Origin of the sequence: Bradyrhizobium sp. 215_C5_N1_1 (assembly GCF_052075935.1) — a bacterium.
GTDB classification, from domain to species: Bacteria; Pseudomonadota; Alphaproteobacteria; order Rhizobiales; family Xanthobacteraceae; genus Bradyrhizobium; species Bradyrhizobium barranii.
This window is the reverse complement of sequence record NZ_CP197228.1, coordinates 8173468-8190423: the sequence shown is the minus strand read 5'-3', so window position 1 is coordinate 8190423 and position 16956 is coordinate 8173468. Positions and strand designations below refer to the sequence as shown.

Genomic DNA, 16956 nt, shown 5'->3' with positions numbered 1-16956 from the left:
ACGGGCACCGGTCGTGTCCGGTGCCGCTCAACCATTTTGCTCCTTGGAGGATCTGGCTATGCGCACTGCAGATTTTTCGCCCCTGTTCCGGTCGGCCATCGGCTTCGACCGTCTTTTCGACCTGGCCGAAGCCGCCCAGCGCGCAGGCGAGGAAAGCTATCCCCCCTACAACATCGAACGCCTCGACGAGAACCGCTTCCAGATTTCCGTCGCGCTCGCCGGTTTCAAGCCGGACGAGGTCGATCTGACGGTCGAGCAGAACGTATTGACGCTCGAGAGCCGCAAGAGCGACAAGGAAGAGCGGACTTTCCTGCATCGCGGCATCTCGGCCCGCAACTTCAAGCGCCAGTTCACCCTCGCCGATCACGTAGAGGTCAAGGGCGCCAGCTTCGAGAACGGCCTGCTCGTCATTGACCTGCAGCGCGAAATCCCCGAGGCGAAAAAGCCGCGCCGCATCGCTATCAATGGCGTTGGACCCAATAACGTCGATCAGATCGAAGCCAAGGCGGCCTGACAACAACGGACATAGGCATGATCATAGCCGCGCGGGCGCGCCCCGCGCGGATCCCCCATAACGCGTCTCGGTTGGAGGTAGCCATGCGGCCGACGACTGCACTCGACGACAAGGTCATCGATCTCAACGCCGTCCTGCATCCCGGTACGGTATTCGAACATCCGCGGGACGTTGTCTCGCATCCCGCCCTCAGTCTCTCGGAGAAGCGCGCTATCCTGGCGTCATGGGCCTCGGACGCCTCCGCCATCGCGTCTTGCCCCTCGCTGCGGGCTCCCCAAGGTTTGAAGGCTCCCGTGACGATCGACGAGATCCTGGAGGCGCTTCGTGCGTTGGACGGTGGTCCTCGCAATCCGCCCGGCGGGAAGCCGATGCGTCTGCGGCCGGCCGATCGGGCTGCCGCCTAAACAGGGAAGACGATGCAGATCCCCGAAATGTCGCAAGACAAACCTGAAGCCATCGAACCGGATCTCGCGCGCGAACTGCAGCGGCAGGTCGCCGAGTGGAAGGCGATGCGGGCTCCGCTGCGGTCTCGCACCGCCTCTGGTGTGCAGGTCGAACGTCGGTTCAAACGCCGGCCTGTCATCTCCTCGCTTCAGGTCTGACGAACCGATGGCCACCGCCTTCGCTCGATCGGGCGGTCCCGAGGTGGCCGAAGGCAACGCTGCCTAGAAGGGGAAAGCGGCGCAATACGGCTATCGGACAGAAGGAGATGCTGATGCCGATCGCCGGCAAGAAGCCGGCGAAAACCCGCGCCCAAGTGGGATCGAGCGCCACGGAACGGCGCCACTCGCGAAACGGTCGCGACAGCGCAGGCGCCGCCGGCAAAGCGCAGCTGGCGCGATGCCCAACGGACCGCCGGAGAGCGCGAATTTATAGCGGAGATGGGGAAAAATGATGTCGCCGGCGAAACACGCTGCACCAAAGTTAGGGCTGGCTATGTGTCAGTAATTGAAAGAAGGTCCAATCATCTAAGGAACGGCCTTAAAGGGATTTCGCCACGTGAGCGCCTCGGAACCCGACGAACATTTCCCGTTCGGTGGCGGTGAAAATGGCGCCCTTATTCGTTCCCTCGATTGGTCGAACACCAGCTTGGGGCCGATCTTTGAGTGGCCAGAAAACCTGAAGACCACGGTCGGAATACTGCTGCGCTCACCCGTCCCCATCGTGCTCCTATGGGGACCGGACGGCATCATGATCTACAATGACGCCTACTCGATTTTTGCTGGAGGTCGCCATCCCTTCCTGTTTGGATCCAAGGTGCGGGAAGGTTGGCCTGAGGTGGCCGACTTCAACGACAACGTGATGAAGGTGGGCTTGGGGGGGGGCACGCTGTCTTACCGAAATCAAGAGCTGACGCTTCACCGCTCAGGCGTTCCTGAGCAGGTCTGGATGAACCTGGATTACAGCCCGGTGCTGGGGGAGAATGGCCGTCCGGAAGGCGTTCTCGCCGTGGTCGTGGAAACGACGCAACAGGTTTTAGCGGAGCGAGCGTTAGCGAAAGCCGAGGAGCGACTACGCCAGGCGCTGAACGCCTCCGGTATGGTGGGTACGTTCGCCTGGCATGTGCGGTCCGACACCTTCTATTCCGATGCTCGATTTGCGGGAATGTTCTCGGTCGATCCTGCCAAGGGAGACGAAGGCGCTCCGTTGTCGGACTACCTTGCGGGCATTCATCCAGAGGACGTTCGGCGGATCGCCGACGCTGTCAACCGCACCATCGTCACCGGAGAAAAGTATGTGCAGGAGTACCGGCTTTTGCGGAAGGACGGAAATATCCGCTGGGTCGAGGCTCGCGGCGAGTGCTTGTATGGTGAGGACGGCAAACCCGATCGCTTCGTCGGCGTCGTGGTGGACGTGACCAATCAGAAGAATGCACAAGAGCGTCAACGGTTGCTTGCTCGGGAAGCCGATCACCGAGTGAAGAACATCTTCGCCAATTTCCACTCGATGATTACGCTCAGTGTTCGGTCTGCCGGAAGCCCGAAGGAGATGGCTCACGCTCTTCGTGGTCGATTGGATGCGCTGTTGCGAGCTAAGGATCTCGTCCGTCCTGGCATCATGGGCACGGAGCACGAAAGCGAGCAGACGACGATGGACACGCTGGTGCGCACTGTGTTGCAGCCCTATGAAGATGGCTCGCCCGACCGCATCGTCCTGAGCGGACCTGATGTGCCTGTCGGAGCGAAGGCCGTGACAGGGCTCGCATTGGTGTTGCATGAGACTGCGACGAATGCGGTTAAGTACGGGGCTCTCTCTCGACCGGATGGTTCGATCCACGTCACATGGGCTGCGAGCGGTGATGACTTCCGCCTTGACTGGGACGAGAGCGGCGGTCCGGAGATCAATGTAAAACCGCATGCTCGCGGTTTTGGCAGTATTCTGACCGAGCGCAGCGTGACTGGCGAGCTTGGGGGCCGGATCGAGCACGACTGGCGGCGAAATGGCCTTAGGCTGAAGTTGAGCATACCATTGAAGCGCCTCGCGGCTTGAAGATGTTTACTCGCATCTCTATTCGGTCCGTCAGCGGTCTTCGCTCGGACACTCCGGGCAGGTCTCACCGTTTGAGTCGGATCCGCCCCCAACGGTCTGCATCTGATCCAGGATCGCGATCAGCTTGGTGATCGAGCATCGAGCGCACTCCGGTCATGCGTCGGTTCGATGGTGACGCCGGTGCATCAGGAAGACGCGGCGCAATACGCGACAGCGTGCTTCGACCGGAGGCTTGGATGACCTTTACCGTCGGCATCATCTCGGATACGCACGGCCTGCTTAGGCCAGAGGCTCTTCGTTTTCCGGCCCATGTCGACCACATCATTCACGGCGGTGACATCGGCGACCCCGGAATCATCCCCACGCTGCGGAGAATTGCTCCTGTCACGGCAATCAGAGGGAACGTGGATACGGGCGAGTGGGCCACTGAATTTGCCGAAAACGAGTCGGTGCGGCTCGCCGGACGGCTGTTCTACGTTCTGCACGACCTCAATACCCTGCAGGTCAATCCTGCAGCTGAGGGCATCGATGTAATTGTTTCCGGCCACTCCCACGTGCCGAAGATCGCTACCGTCGAGGGCGCGCTTTATCTGAATCCTGGCAGTGCCGGACGCCGGCGCTTCAAGCTACCGATCACGCTTGCGAGCCTCGAAGTCACGCCCGACGGACTGAAACCGATCATCCACGATCTTGAGGTTGGATAGACCGCGGCGCCGCACGTCCAGTCAGGCGAGACTTTCGGTGCCGTTTCGGCCGCCTGGGCGTCGAGCCAGTCGCGGACCGATGGATGCGGTTCGGGCTTCATCGCCTCGGAGACCACATTGGTATTGAGCAAGATAATGGCACCTCATTGGACAATGGCGTTAAAAAGCTAGCAGAAATCTGACGTCCAAGAAGGCTGCTCGCGCCCGCCAAAAACTTGTCATAGGAGGGGCGTCTATTCGCCCATCCCGGTGACACAGTGCGGTTGTAGATCGGTTGATAGGGATAGACCGGAAATTTGCGGTTGAGAGCCAAACCGACGCGATTGACCTTAGCTAACCTTGCCGCACTGCCTGCCGACCTCAGCTGGTGGACTCTTAGCTGGCCCCAACCTCTAGCCGCTTTAAAACTTCGCAACCGTTCGCATCCCAAGGACGATGGCGTCCTTCAACGACACGCCCGGCATGGTCCCGGTCGGGTTGGTTGCACCACCACCGGGGCGGCGAATGTACTGGAAGTTAGGTTGCAATGTGAGGCCGGCGCGCACCTCATACTGATAGACGGCGGTCAACAGGCCTTCAGACGTCCGCACCGGCCAATTGGGTCCGTACCGAGACTGGAAGTCGTGGTCCAACGCCGTTGCCCATTGCGATACATGGGCGTAGGCGACGGCGACGCCGAACTTATCGTGCGGCCGCGTATCCGCGAGACCGACGAATTCAAATCCCCCGTCGGCGTAGACATCGATCAGGTTGCGGTCCGGTGGCGAGTACGACGCACGTGCGAACACGCCGATGCCGCGGTCGTCGTCGCCACGAACGCGGAAAATCTTCTGTTCGAAGACACCGTAGATCCCGTAGTCACCCCCGAACCTGGCCGGCGTTTCCGACGTCGCGGGGTCTGCGAGCGAAAGCCCACTTGTATCGAAGCGCTCGCTGTCAAAACTGCCAAGATGACGCCAGCCGCCTAGCTTGAGCTTGCCGTCGAGACCGGGATCGCCCTTCGTCGCATTCCACAGAAACTGAGCCTCAGTGAGCAGCAGCGGAGGATCGTTGACGCGAAAATTCAGCCCGTACCGGTCGCGAAGCTGCGGATCGTCGGAACCCGGGCCGGCGGGATTGCCGACGAAGACCGCTCCGATAAGGGTCAAATTGTCAGTCACATCAGCACGGAGCCGCGCGCCGACGGCTGCCAGTGGAGGTGAGGGGCCGCCGCTCGGCATATTCAAGGCGAAGATGCCGGGCCAACCGAGTGAGGCATTCGTGAACACGTCAGTGTATTTCGCGGTCGCAAACTCGGAATCGGCAGCAAGCTGCCCGGCGCGCAATGCGAGCTTGTCGTCGTTCCACTTCTTCTCGAACCACATTTCGTAGAGACGCGTGGTCGGAAGTGCCTCTATGCCGCTCACATCGAGGAAATTCAGCAACGACCCGCGCGAGAGGCCGCCCCCGTCGATCCGGAAGACGTTGGCATGAAACGTAAATCCGTTCAGCCCGACCATCTTCTGGAGATCGACGTCCATGGCAAAATTGATGCGATCTTCGTAGATCGCACTCTGCTTCGCGCCGCCCGAGGGATTGCCGAGTACCTCGCCGATATATGTCACGGCGAACTTGATGCCGTTTTTCTCGAAAGGATTTGGCAGAAGGCCGAGGGTCGATTCCTGCACCGTGCTCTCGCCGGTATCGGGATCGGATGGCTTCAGATCGTCGGTCTTCTTGTCTTCCTGCGCGAAGGCGCTCCCTGCAAGGCGCGCAACGAGCGTCAGTGCCAGCAGCCAAGCGCGCATCGTTTGACCTACCCCTCGGCCCGCATGTTGCAGTGTTCGGCGGGCCGCCACAAATCCTTTCGGCACCGCCGACCATCCTCGTGAGTTACAAAGTGTACACAGCCCGCAACCACCACCTTCTCGGATAGTCGTTTCGCAAGTGGAACCTTCGAGTTCCGCTACCGTTATCTCGCGCAGGTTTTCGGAAGATCAGATGGGATTGATGATGTCGGCGGCGACCGAAAAACGCAGTGACAAAGGCTCCAGCGGTTCGGCGCGCGAGCGCGCCGGAAAGCTCTTTGGCGACATCGCCAACCGCACATCCCAGGCCGCCGGCCGCGCACTGACCTTCATGATTGCCGCCGCCGTTGTGATCATTTGGGCGATCACTGGCCCGATCTTCCATTACTCCGACACGTGGCAATTGGTGATCAATACCGGCACTACGATCGTGACGTTCCTGATGGTCTTCCTGATCCAGAATTCCCAGAATCGCGATAGCGCGGCGATCCAGGTGAAGCTGGACGAGCTCGTCAGGGTGAGTGCCGTGCACAACTCGTTCGTCGGGATCGAGCACCTGACCGACGATGAGCTCGACGAAATACGCTCGAAATGCGAGGTCCGGGCCAAGGCCGAAAAAGCCGGAGAGCAGACCGTAGAGAGTGCCAGGAAGAAAGCGCGTCGCGCCGCGGACCTCGTCACCGAATGAACGGTGAAGCCGATCATGACCGCGGTATCCGACACAGCGCGGTTTCGAGGAATATTGACTGCGTTGTCGAGCTGGAAAAGGAAGAGGAACGAAAACTATCGAGGTTTCATAGGGCTTCTCACATGGTCGGATGGTTCGTCGGGACCATTGATTTCGTGATCCTTCAGCTCCTTCTCGTCGTCGGATGGGTCGTTTGGAATACCTACGGGTCCGCTCGCTTCGATGCTTACCCGTTCAATTTCCTGTCGGCGGTCCTCGCGCTCGAAGCCGTGCTTTTGACGTCCTTCGTTCTGATCCGCCAGAACGCCATGGATCAACGCTCCGAGCAGCGTAATCACCTCGATCTTCAGATCAACCTCCTGGCGGAGAAAGAGGCGACCAGCATTCTCCATAAGTTGGATGCCATCGCTGCGAAGTTCGGCGTGGAATTACCACAGGATCTCGAGGCCACAGAGCTTGCGAAGGATACCCAGGTGGAAAGCATTGCGCGCGATATACGCTCAAAGAACGACAAGACGTCCTTCTAACCTTTGGGTGAGGTGAAAGTCAGCTCTCTGGAGCTAGAAAGCTGAACGTGATGCCACCTCCGCGCAGCCAAAAAAGCAGCAAGGAAATCTAGGCACTGGGGGATCTGCCAATCAGGGGCACTCCAGGCGCTCTAATCCGCAATTGGATCGGCAGCCGGGAGCATTGGGGGCTGGAAAGCGAGCCGTGCCACGTTCGCCCTCTAACTGCAATCTCGAGCTTTGCTGAGCCGGCATTTTACGGAATTCCATTTCGGTACGGGATGTTTTATTGAAACAATCGGGGCGCGGACAAATTATCCGCTAGTCAGCAAAGCCTTAGGCCGGCGCGCCGCCGCGCTTCGGGGATTTCTCCGGGGGGGGGCGCGCGCCAGCTTCGCTTCCTCGCGCCGGGCTATTTTGAGTAATCGCTTTGCCTCCACCCGGAGCGCCTCCGCACGGCGAACAAGCCGATCAGCGGCCGCGCGCAGCTCCTTGATGCGAAACTTGCGGATCTCGCTAGACGTCTCTGTGAGCTTGCCCGACAGATCGCCAGAAACCGGCCGCCGACGCCTTATTTCGCCAGGGAGGTCGTCTGACCGCGGGGTGGGGGTGTTTGAACGCATGGGCAAAGCTCCCAGCGGGTTTCTGTCGCGGTGCTGATCGCAGTTGGCGTGCTCGGGCTGTTGGCTGTCGTCATCGAGGCCCAACAGCACGAGCCGGGAGTCGAATAGGGGCGCCCAGGTTAGACCGGACTTCAGCTGGCGCGGGCCTGACCCGGCCGCCCCACTAGCCTGCTCAGAGCGCCCTCCTCTGCTCGCCTCGCATGTATCGTCCTCGGCGCGAGTTGGGTAAAGGCTCCTTTTAGGACAATAAGCATTCTGAAACTGCGTACTTATGACCACAGCTTAGAGCGTAAGGATCAGCCAGACCATTAGACCTGCCGTAGCGGCTTGAGCATGCTGGGAATGAGAATGATGGACCTGGTCATGGCTTCCCAATCACCGGCACCGTTGAACGTTCCGGAATGGGTTGTGGGTGACTGCTTGCGTTCACCTGGATTAATGCGGGTGCTCTCGATTTCCTTCATCATGCCGGTGCCTAGTCGGTTTCCACCGCGCGCCTGCAACAGGGCGAGTGTTTTTGAGAACCTGAGCATGTTCCTCCAAGAGGATGCGAAGACCGCGGTCATTGATGGCGAAAGCGCAGCGCCCAGAATGGACGCCAGTGCAACTCAGATCGATCGTCGCCTGTCACACCACTCAACGCTCGGTCTACTCGCCCCGCGCGCTGATTTCCCTTTCCGCCTCAAGCCAAAAATCCAAGTCCTTCCCAGCGGGGCGCCCAGCCTGCTCCCACAGCTCATAGGCGCGCGCCGTGATCTGGCGCCGCTGGGAAGATGGGAATAGCTTCTGCCTCAGTTGATCTGCGAAACGTCTAAGCCTGCTCGCGGTGCTCTCATCAGCGGTGCAGGCCGCTACGCGGGTAGCCAGTGCGATCTGGTGCTTCAGTTTTTTCCGGTCGTCCATGGTCGCCGCCTCCTTCCTCCTCTCGAGGGAGACGACTCCGGGGCCGCGCAATGGTTTCGAACGCAATCGCCCCGGGCCCAAATTGCGAGGGCTCCCTCTCCGCCACCTAACAATCAGCGCCGATTGATGCCCGGTAACATCGCCCAAGCGACAAGGCTGAAATTGCGCGGTTTTGAGGGATTGAGCTTCGCGTTACGGTAACAAACCCTAGCAATTTCAACGGTTCTGACCAGACTACGAATCTGAGGGTCGGACGTTCGAATCGTTCCGGGCGCGCCATTCCGCTACAAAACTGGGCACTCCAAAACCTCCCATTTCTGCGCCGGGCGAGATCATCGCGCCGCTGCTCATGTTCGTCACCGCGTAAGCCTGGAGCTGGTGACGGCCTTTCCGGCCGGCCTCGGCGGAGCGAAAAATCGCGTGGCATCGCCGAATGTGCGGCCGGTGCGCTTGGTCGGCCGCAGCGTCATGGCACCACGGCGAAGCAGTGGTTCCCGTCTTTATCGGCCGTGTGGCGCCGGTTAGATTGAGGACTCGCCAGAGACGCCTGGACATGTCGGTGAATATGGAGATGACCCATGAAGCTCGCGCATGACGGAATCCAGCTGTCCTTCGACATTGCCGGCGCGGGACCGCTTCAATTCCTGTTCGTCCATGGCCTCGGCGGGGATCGCACGCATTTTGCGCCGCAGATGGAGTATTTCGCCAGTCAAGGTCGGGCATTGAATGCCGAGCTGCGCGGGCATGGTGAGAGCGACAAGCCGCAACAGGCGTATTCGATCGAAAGCTTCGCCGATGATCTCGTCTTTCTGTGCAACCGACAGCAGATCACAAAGCCGATCATCGTGGGTCAAAGCATGGGTGGCAACATGGCGCTCGAAATCGCCGCCCGCTATCCGGACTTTCCTGCAGGCCTGGTGCTGCTCGACTCAGGGGTGCTCTTCCCTGCCTCGGCAGGGACGGTGTTCGCCGGGTATCTGGAGGGCTTAAGGGGCGCGAATTTTGCGGACGAGGTACGGAAAATCGTAGCGGACTCCTGTCTGCCGACCGACAGATGCCGCGCCCATGTTGAACAGACCTTTCTGGCGACGCCACAGCACGTGCTGGTGTCCACGTTTACAAGTCTGTTTCCCTGGGATGTGCATCGGGCGCGTGAATGCGCCCAGGCGTGCCGGGTCCCGGTGCTCTACATCGAAGCGGCCCATCGGCTCGCGGATCTGGATCGTTTTGCGGAGCTGTGCCCGCAGCTGGTCACGGCCAAGGCCGTCGGCTCCGGACATTTCCTGTCGCTGGAGGTGCCGGAGCAGATCAACCCGATGATCGACCGGTTTATCTCGCTCTACGTGCGAAGACCCGGGTAAGCTTCGCCTTCGGCCGTGACGCGCCGCGACCGGCGTCCGTCGGGAAGCCACAATGCGCTGCCGGGCAAGGACGAAACCCTTTGCCGGCCGGGCGAAGCCGGCCGGAAACAAACCGGGCCTAACCTCCCCGGAGCTTTCCCGTCCAACCCGATTCAAGGGAGGATTTTATGAAAGCAGCGCTCTTGGTCCTGTCGCTTCTTGGCCAGCCCACGATTCCGATTTCAGACCGTGTGCCCATCTTCAATGTGGAAGCCCTTTGCCGGGACGTTTCCGCCGACGACAAGGCCTCAGGGCTCACCCTGGCGCAGGACGCCGGCGAGTGCGTGCGTGACGAGACAATTGCGCAGCAACAGCTGAGCTCGACCTGGCTGACTGTTCCGGGCCCCGCGCGCGATAGTTGCGAAGGCGAGGCTGCTGCAGAGGGAATAGAAAGCTATGTCGATCTGCTCACCTGCCTGCAGATGGCAGGCTGGGCGAATCCGACTCCGCCGCCGAAGCCCCCGCTCAGGGGAGCGAGCAAGATGCGGAACGCCAAGAATGAGCTGCGGAACGAATTGAAGAATTAGCTGCGCAGGTGACAATGGGGACGAGAAGACGGCGGAGCAGCTTCTTGGCAGGTCGCGTATCATAGCGTGCGCGTTCGCCGGCAGCGGGGTCCTGCGAGCGATGCGACGAAGTTCCGGGCGCCGGGTGGCGGTCGCCATCAATGATGGGCCGACACGCCCTTGATGCATTGGGTCAACAGATCAACGCTGGCGAATTGGCTGACATCGCCCAGGCTGATCATGCCGACCATCCGCCTGCTCTTGTTGATCACGGGCAGCCTGCGGATTTTCAGCGTCTCCATGTGATGCACGGCTTTCGCCAGATCGTCGTCTTCCCGGCAGCAATGGATGCCTTCGGTCATCACGTCCCGCGCCGTCATGCGCGCGGCGTTGAAGTTCTTGCTCGCGAGGCCTTTGCAGACGATGTCGCGATCGGTCACCATCCCGATCAGATGGTCGTCATCGCCGATCGGAATGCAGCCGATGTCGTGCCCTTGCATCAACTTCGCGATCTCGGTGATCGGGGTGTCCGGGCTGACCCAATCGACACCCTTGTGCATCACGTCCTTGACCTTCATGGAGGACCTCCGTTGCGAACGCAGCCCCCGTGACGCGATTATACTACGAACCGGGCGCGACCGCACGCGCGCCGCGACGAAGGCGCAGGAAAAATCATCCCGCTGCCATGCTGCGTCAACCGTGCGTGCTGAAGCGTCCATGCGGCGCACTGGCCGTCAGCCGTTCGAACTGTGCATGCGTCAGGTGAAGCAGCGTCTCATGGTCGCCGGCTTCGATATAGATCTCGGGCTGCGCCCGGATGCTGTCATCGACGATGAGATCGAGCCCGTAGCATCGGCCTACCGCCGGAACGGCTCCATGCGCGCAGTCCGCGAACAGCCTGTTGATCTCGGTTTCGTTCGCCATCACGAGATCCGCGCCGAGCTTCTCCTTCAAGTCCGGCAAGTTGAGACGGTGCGATGCCGGAACGATCGCGAGCATATAGCCGCCGTCATGGCGCAGCACGACGGCCTTGGCGAAACGATCGCCCGAGACGTGGCAGGCCTGCGCCGTGCGCGCGGATGACATGGTGAAAACGTGCGGGATCTCGACATACTGGATGTTCTCGGCAGCCAGGTATCGGTGGAGCGTGGGGGCAATGGTCATAGCGTAGCCTTTCGGATGGATATGCGAGCCATCCATCGTGAGGCTGCCCCGCCGCACGATGGGCGGCCGCGTGATTGCCGGATGCCAGCATAGGCCTCGCGCTCGAATGCGGCAATCGAGTCGGGGGTTCAGATCGTTCCGGGCGCGCCTTTCCGCTTCGTTTGCCGCCGATCGATTGTGGCTTTTGCTGCGCTTCTCGTGTCTTACGGGATCCTTGCCACAACGTTGGGCCGGTTCTCCCTGAGCCACGCGACGGCCTCGGGTCCATCGACGACGCACGCGAAGGTTTCCCAGGTCGGGTCCTCCAGGGACTCCGATTGCAGTCGCTTCGCCGCATACTCGACGAGATCGTGCAAGCCCTCGTATCCTCGTCGGTGCTCGAGGGACTCTGCAATCGCCGTGCTGGTCCAGCCTCGTCGGGCCAGATCGACAATGCTCGGAGCGTCAGCCTCGCTGAACCAAGGTGTGGCATCGAACTCGATGCAGCGGACATTATCGGCGGTGTGGCAAGTGGCGTGGATCATGGGATTCCTCCGTTCGCCGGCTAGGTTTCACATCGCTGCCTCGCACGCGCTCAGACTTTGACCAGGTCCCCCAGCAGGTTCGCCGCCACCGTCAGCTTGGCAAGCGTCAGGCCGCTGGCCGCAATCTCCTCGACCGAGCGGCGGATGCGCGCCGCTTCGGGGTGAGCCGCGAGCCAGGTCTCGACGGCCTGCTGGCCGGACTGGCCGGTTGCCAGCATATCCGCGGCCAGTCTTCGTTCGGCGCCGGCGATCTGCTCGACGGCGCGATCGACCGCCATGCGTTCGAAATAATCATTTGCCGGCACGCTGCGCGCGGCGGCGATGATGCGGTCGAGACGGAAATTGGCTTCCGCAGCGAAGAAGGTTGCGGCAGCATCGCCGATGGCGCGGGAGGTGCGCTCGGCGACCGTCACGATATCGGGTGCCGCGATCAGAGGGTCGAGATCGGCGAGCTCACCGGCGAGGCCGGCCGGGACGCCGGCATCGGTGAGCTCCTGGCGCCGCTTGCCGCGCGCGGCCTGCAGGTCCGGCGGCAGGGTGGTGTCGAGGGAGGCCGCGATCTCGCGGATACCCGGGCCAAAACGTCCGATCACCGCCTCGAGGCCGTCCTTGAAATCGACATTGCGCACGTACCAGACCATGCGGGAAATCAGGAGGTCCTGGACCGTCGCGTAGAGGCCGAGCTGCACCTGCCCGTCGATGCGGGTGTCGAGCGCGTCGATCGCGTCATTGAGCCGCCTGAGCTCGTAGATCGCGTCCACCGCCACCTGCGCCATGACGATGGTGGAGATATCGGCGTCGGTCTCGTCGGTCAGGCGCACGATACACGCCGGGCCGCCGCGGTTGATCACGGCATTGACGAGACTGGTCGCGATGATCTCGCGTCGCAGGCGATGGAGCTCGACCGCGGCCGGGAATCTATCGGGAACCTCGCGCGGAAAATACAGGGACAGTCTGCGGGCGAGATAAGGATCATCAGGCACGCTGGTGAGGAGCAGGTCCTCGTAGAGCGTCAGCTTGGCGTAGGCGAGCAGCACGGCAAGCTCGGGCCGTGTCAGGGCCTGGCCGCGCCGTGTACGCTCGGTGAGCGCTGCGTCGTCGGGCAGGAACTCCACGGCGCGGCTGAGCAGGCCGCGCTGCTCGAGCGACTGCATCAGGCGGGTGAGGAAGCCGGTCTCGGCCACGCCCTTGCGCTCGGCGAGCGAGAGCGCCAGCGTCTGCAGATAGTTGTTGCGCAGCACCAGCGTGCCGACCTCGTCGGTCATCGCGGCCAGCAGGCTGTTGCGATCGGCGAAGCTGAGGCGGCCCTCGCGCTCGGGGCGCGCCAGCGCGACCTTGATATTGACCTCGACGTCGGAGGTGTTGACGCCGGCCGAATTGTCGATGGCGTCGGTGTTGAGCTTGACGCCCTTCTGCGCCGCTTCGATGCGGCCGCGCTGGGTGACGCCGAGATTGGCGCCCTCGCCGATCACCCGGGCGCGAACGTCAGTGCCTGCGATGCGGATCGGATCGTTGGCACGGTCGCCGGCCTGATCGTCGCTCTCTGCAGATGCGCGGATATAGGTGCCGATGCCGCCAAACCACAGCAGGTCCGTGCGCGCTTTCAGGATCGCCGTCATCACCTCGAACGGCGTGGCCTGCTCCTTGTCGAGATCGAGCAGGCTGCGGACTTCCGGTGCGAGCGGGATCGCCTTGAGCGTGCGCGAGAACACGCCGCCGCCCTGCGAGATCAGCGACTTGTTGTAGTCCTGCCAGCTCGATCGCGGCAGGTCGAACAGACGCTTGCGCTCGGCGAAGCTGGTCGAAGGGTCGGGGGAGGGATCGATGAAGATGTCGCGGTGATCGAACGCCGCCACGAGCCTTGTCGCCGGCGAGAGCAGCATGCCATTGCCGAAGACGTCGCCGGACATGTCGCCGACGCCGGCAGCCGTGAACGGCATGGTCTGAATGTCGGTGCCGAGCTCGCGGAAGTGGCGCTTGACCGCCTCCCAGGCGCCGCGCGCCGTGATCCCCATCTTCTTGTGGTCGTAGCCCTGGCTGCCGCCGGAGGCGAAGGCGTCGCCGAGCCAATGGTTCTTCTCGGCCGAGATCGCGTTGGCGACATCGGAGAAGGTGGCGGTGCCCTTGTCGGCGGCGACCACGAGGTAGGGGTCGTCGCCGTCATTGCGCACAGTGGAATCGGGCGGCACGACGGCGTCGCCGTCGAGATTGTCGGTGAGCTCGAGCAGCGAGCGCACGAAGATGCGATAGGCCTCGGTGCCTTCCGCGAGCCAGGCGTCGCGATTGGACGGCGGCGGCAGCCGCTTGGGCACGAAACCGCCCTTGGCGCCGACCGGCACGATCACGGCGTTCTTGACCTGCTGCGCCTTCACGAGACCCAGGATCTCGGTGCGGAAATCCTGCGGCCGGTCGGACCAGCGCAAGCCGCCGCGCGCGACCTTGCCGAAGCGCAGGTGAATGCCTTCGACCCGCGGCGAGGAGACGAAGATCTCGTAGAGAGGCCGCGGCGCCGGCAAATCGTCGATCCGCCGCGCGTCGAACTTGAAGGAGATGACCGGACGCGGATGTCCATCGTCGCCGATCTGCCACAGATTGGTGCGGATGGTTGACTGCACCAGATTGGTGAAGCGGCGCAGGATGCGGTCTTCATCGAGCGAGGCGACGGATTTGAGCTGCTCCTCGATCTCGGCAAGGAGTGCCGTCTCGCGCGCCGAACGCTCGCGATCGGTAAGCACGAGGCGTGGATCGAGGCGGGTCTGGAACAGTGCGACGAGGGTGGCCGTGATCGCGGCGTTCTTGCGCAAGGTCTCCCACATGTAATCCTGGGTGAACGGAGCGCGGATCTGGTGCAGATAGCGCGACAGCGCCCGGATCGTCGAGACCTCGCGCCAGCCCAGCGCGGTGCGCAGGATCAGGGCGTTGTATCCGTCGGATTCGGCGCGATCTGTGACCACCGCCATGATCGAGGCTTCCAGGCGATGGCTGAATTCCGGATTGATCTCGATCGGCTGGCCGTCGCTGGTCTCGATCGTCATCTCATGCAGCCAGACCGGCTCCGGCCTGTTGCCGGGCACGATCTGATAGGTGCGTTCGTCGACCACGCGCAGGCCGTGATTTTCGATCACCGGCACGCGATAGGACAGCGATAGCGGTGCGGCGTCGGAGAACACCTTCAGGCCGAAGCGCCTGGGATCGTCCTCGCCCTTGTCGCGGTGCACCGAAATCGTCACCGGGCGGGCCGGCGTCAGCCTTTCGATGGTGGCGATGTCGGCGATGGCCTGCTCCGCCGTGAAAACCTCGGTATAGCCGCCGCTAAAGGCCTGGGCATAACGATTGGCGATCATGCGCGCCCGCATGCCGTCGGTCGACGCGGTGAGCGCGGCCTTCAGCTTGTCGGTCCAGGTCGCGGCAATGGCGCTGATGCCGGCTTCGAGCGCGGCGCGCTCGACGACGGGCGTTTTGCCTTCATAGCGCCCGATGATGAAGTGGACGCGCGCAAGTGCGCCCTCAGGGAACGATACGTAGGACGCCGACAGGGTCCCCTTGTAGACCTGCGACAGGAAGGCTCCGACCCGCGTGCGGACGTCGGTGTCGTATTTGTCGCGCGGAATGAAGGTGAGAATGGAGACGAAGCGATCGAACTTGTCGACCCGCGCCAGCGCCCGGACGCGCGGGCGCTCGTAGAGGATCAGGACCTCGATGACGAAATTGTAGAGCGTGTCGACGTCGATCTGGAACAGCTCGTCACGCGGATAATCTTCCAGGATATGCATGAGCGCCTTGCCCGAATGGCCGTTCGGGTCGAAGCCGGCGCGCTGCAGCACCCGCGAAACCTTGTGGCGCACATAAGGGATCTGCCGCACCGAGCGGGTATAGGCGCCGGAGGTAAACAGGCCGACGACGCGCAATTCGCCCTCGAGCCGGCCGTCGGGTGCATAGAGCTTGATCCCCACATAATCCATCCGGATGCGCCGATGGACGAGGCTTGAGACATTGGCCTTGATGACGATCAGCAGGGTCGGCTCGTGCATGAACTCGCGGATTTCCGACGTCATCACCACCATTTCGTTGCCGCGTCGCAGGACCTTCACGTCGGGATCGCGCAGGATGCCGAGGCCTTCGCCGCTGGTGATGTCGTCGGACGCATCGCTGTCGGGCGAGAAGCGATATTCGCGCACGCCGAGGAAAGTGAAATTGTCCGCGCAGAGCCATTGCAGGAACTGACTGGCCTCGGCGACCTCGTCGATCGGCAGCGGCGGCGGATTGGAAGCGAACGTCTTGATTGCTTCCTCGACGCGGTCACGCATGGCGCGCCAGTCGGTGACGCAGGCGCGGACGTTGTTCAACGCCCTGGTCAGTCCGTCGATCAGCTTCTGGCGATCGGCGTCGGCGTCCAGGCGGGTGATGTGGAGGTGGATCAGGCTTTCGCGCGCGCCTCTTGCGCCCTCCGGCAGTGCCTCGCCGTAGAACCGCAGCAGCTTGCCCTCGGCATCGCGCTCCACGGCGATGATCGGGTGGGCGACGAGGGTGACTTCGATGCCCTGCTCGGCGAGCTCCGCCATCGTGGAGTCGTACAGGAAAGGCATGTTGTCGTTGAGAATCTCGAGCACGGAAATCTCGCGCCCGTTCGGCAACGTCGGATTGACCACGCGGATATCGGCGCTGCCCGACGTGCGCCGCTGCACATGCTCCCAGGCTTGCTCCGCCAGGACGGCGAGCGAGGCGGCGTCGTAATTGTCGAGATCCTCGATATTGCTGTAGCCGAACAAGGGCTCGGCAAAGGCCCGCGGGCTCTTGCCCGGCGGCACGCTGCCTGCTGCATCGCGGATCAGGGTTGCCCGGGCCTTGTCGTCACGCCACGCCATCATGTCCTCCATTTGCCGCGCCGTCCGACCGCAGTCGCGATCCTCAGCCTAATTCTGGAGTGCATCTCGTCGAGCGCCGCGATCGCGTGGATAGGCAAGATCCCCGGTCTCGTGCGTCGGCAGCTTCCGACGACAATACTACGATCCCGGAGCGAAAGGCGCACGCTGTTGTGAGGCGTGCCGGAATTTCCGACAGTGGCTGGCGAGGCCGCCGAATCATCGAGGTGAGAAAATTACGAGCAATTTCAATTGTGTATGAGCTCGTGTTTTTATTCTCAATGG

The 16956-nt window shown here is 62.2% G+C and carries 16 protein-coding genes and 1 pseudogene; 9 read left to right on the top strand and 8 right to left on the bottom strand.

Translation table 11 applies throughout. From position 1 onward, the window contains the following. Positions 1-58: 58 nt before the first annotated feature. The 5 genes from AB7G19_RS39295 (at position 59) to AB7G19_RS39275 (ending at position 3708) form a co-directional block, all read left to right on the top strand. On the top strand, positions 59-514 hold the full coding sequence (locus tag AB7G19_RS39295; RefSeq protein WP_354134748.1) for an Hsp20 family protein: 456 nt from the start codon (positions 59-61) through the stop codon (positions 512-514). A gap of 83 nt (positions 515-597) precedes the next feature. After that, positions 598-918, top strand: a complete 321-nt coding sequence (locus AB7G19_RS39290; RefSeq protein ID WP_354134725.1) for a hypothetical protein — start codon at positions 598-600, stop codon at positions 916-918. Between the two features lie 12 nt (positions 919-930). Next, on the top strand, positions 931-1116 hold the full coding sequence (locus AB7G19_RS39285; RefSeq protein WP_167768326.1) for a hypothetical protein: 186 nt from the start codon (positions 931-933) through the stop codon (positions 1114-1116). Between the two features lie 397 nt (positions 1117-1513). Then, positions 1514-3004 (top strand): PAS domain-containing protein, encoded by a 1491-nt coding sequence (locus AB7G19_RS39280; protein ID WP_439037729.1) that lies wholly within the window; start codon positions 1514-1516, stop codon positions 3002-3004. Between the two features lie 236 nt (positions 3005-3240). Then, positions 3241-3708: a metallophosphoesterase family protein gene (locus AB7G19_RS39275; RefSeq protein ID WP_439037730.1), complete on the top strand. Its 468-nt coding sequence runs from the start codon at positions 3241-3243 to the stop codon at positions 3706-3708. Between the two features lie 41 nt (positions 3709-3749). Here the strand turns inward: AB7G19_RS39275 and AB7G19_RS39270 are convergent. Together AB7G19_RS39270 and AB7G19_RS39265 are read right to left on the bottom strand one after the other, a co-directional pair. Then, positions 3750-3845 (bottom strand): annotated as a pseudogene (locus AB7G19_RS39270) (VapC toxin family PIN domain ribonuclease); the annotation flags it as partial. A 264-nt stretch (positions 3846-4109) separates the two neighbouring features. Continuing rightward, complete coding sequence (locus AB7G19_RS39265) at positions 4110-5561, bottom strand: carbohydrate porin (RefSeq protein WP_441268791.1); 1452 nt, start codon at positions 5559-5561, stop codon at positions 4110-4112. A 139-nt stretch (positions 5562-5700) separates the two neighbouring features. On the opposite strand from AB7G19_RS39265, the gene AB7G19_RS39260 reads away from it, so the two are divergent. Beyond that, entirely contained in the window at positions 5701-6183 is a 483-nt protein-coding gene (locus tag AB7G19_RS39260; RefSeq protein ID WP_085971541.1) for a low affinity iron permease family protein, read from the top strand. Further along, positions 6180-6710: a DUF1003 domain-containing protein gene (locus AB7G19_RS39255; protein WP_439037733.1), complete on the top strand. Its 531-nt coding sequence runs from the start codon at positions 6180-6182 to the stop codon at positions 6708-6710. Before AB7G19_RS39260 ends, AB7G19_RS39255 begins: the two co-directional genes overlap by 4 nt. Before the next feature lie 910 nt (positions 6711-7620). Here AB7G19_RS39255 and AB7G19_RS39250 read toward each other — a convergent pair. Together AB7G19_RS39250 and AB7G19_RS39245 are read right to left on the bottom strand one after the other, a co-directional pair. After that, a complete protein-coding gene (locus AB7G19_RS39250; RefSeq protein WP_259258560.1) occupies positions 7621-7845 on the bottom strand; it encodes a hypothetical protein in 225 nt (74 codons plus the stop codon). Between the two features lie 115 nt (positions 7846-7960). Continuing rightward, positions 7961-8215 (bottom strand): DUF2934 domain-containing protein, encoded by a 255-nt coding sequence (locus AB7G19_RS39245; protein ID WP_439037734.1) that lies wholly within the window; start codon positions 8213-8215, stop codon positions 7961-7963. A gap of 578 nt (positions 8216-8793) precedes the next feature. On the opposite strand from AB7G19_RS39245, the gene AB7G19_RS39240 reads away from it, so the two are divergent. After that, positions 8794-9576, top strand: coding sequence for an alpha/beta fold hydrolase (locus tag AB7G19_RS39240; protein WP_085399985.1), 783 nt, complete (start codon positions 8794-8796; stop codon positions 9574-9576). A 167-nt stretch (positions 9577-9743) separates the two neighbouring features. Then, complete coding sequence (locus AB7G19_RS39235; RefSeq protein ID WP_085399987.1) at positions 9744-10142, top strand: hypothetical protein; 399 nt, start codon at positions 9744-9746, stop codon at positions 10140-10142. A gap of 137 nt (positions 10143-10279) precedes the next feature. Here the strand turns inward: AB7G19_RS39235 and AB7G19_RS39230 are convergent, their stop codons facing one another. From AB7G19_RS39230 to AB7G19_RS39215, 4 genes are all read right to left on the bottom strand, one after another. Continuing rightward, entirely contained in the window at positions 10280-10699 is a 420-nt protein-coding gene (locus tag AB7G19_RS39230) for a CBS domain-containing protein (RefSeq protein WP_085399989.1), read from the bottom strand. A gap of 115 nt (positions 10700-10814) precedes the next feature. Then, positions 10815-11285, bottom strand: coding sequence for an aminoacyl-tRNA deacylase (locus AB7G19_RS39225; protein WP_085400052.1), 471 nt, complete (start codon positions 11283-11285; stop codon positions 10815-10817). Between the two features lie 203 nt (positions 11286-11488). Beyond that, the gene (locus AB7G19_RS39220; protein ID WP_063979802.1) at positions 11489-11809 is read right to left on the bottom strand and encodes a hypothetical protein; all 321 of its coding nucleotides are present in this window, start codon (positions 11807-11809) and stop codon (positions 11489-11491) included. Between the two features lie 50 nt (positions 11810-11859). Continuing rightward, positions 11860-16686 carry an NAD-glutamate dehydrogenase gene (locus AB7G19_RS39215; protein ID WP_441268790.1) on the bottom strand — a complete coding sequence of 1609 codons (4827 nt, stop codon included), beginning with the start codon at positions 16684-16686 and terminating at the stop codon, positions 11860-11862. Positions 16687-16956 lie beyond the last annotated feature (270 nt).